At 51.3% G+C, this 261-nt stretch carries 2 protein-coding genes; both read left to right on the top strand.

Going from position 1 to position 261, the window contains the following annotated elements; all coding sequences use genetic code 11:
* The first annotated feature begins 2 nt into the window (after positions 1-2).
* Positions 3-107 (top strand): permuted SH3 domain-containing protein, encoded by a 105-nt coding sequence (locus R0J87_RS21710; RefSeq protein WP_498888899.1) that lies wholly within the window; start codon positions 3-5, stop codon positions 105-107.
* Positions 104-261: ATP-binding cassette domain-containing protein (locus R0J87_RS21705; RefSeq protein WP_498888897.1), on the top strand; the 158-nt coding region annotated here is incomplete at its 3' end. The genes R0J87_RS21710 and R0J87_RS21705, both read left to right, overlap by 4 nt.

The raw sequence follows: 261 nt of genomic DNA, 5'->3' as shown, positions 1-261 counted from the left end.
AAGTGACGATTGGCGCACGTAACGATACCGATGTTGAGATTGTCAAAGGGCTTGAAGCGGGCGATGAAGTGGTGATTGGTGAGGCCAAACCAGGAGCTGCACAATGACGCCTTTGCTCGAATTAAAGGATATTCGTCGCAGCTATCCTGCCGGTGATGAGCAGGTTGAGGTGCTGAAGGGCATCACCCTCGATATTTATGCTGGTGAGATGGTGGCGATTGTTGGCGCTTCGGGTTCCGGTAAATCGACCCTGATGAATAT

The sequence above is a fragment of the Halomonas sp. SIMBA_159 genome (genome assembly GCF_046536035.1).
GTDB lineage: Bacteria > Pseudomonadota > Gammaproteobacteria > Pseudomonadales > Halomonadaceae > Vreelandella > Vreelandella venusta_A.
The sequence above is the reverse complement of the archived record's forward strand: the minus strand, read 5'-3'. Positions and strand labels throughout refer to the sequence as shown.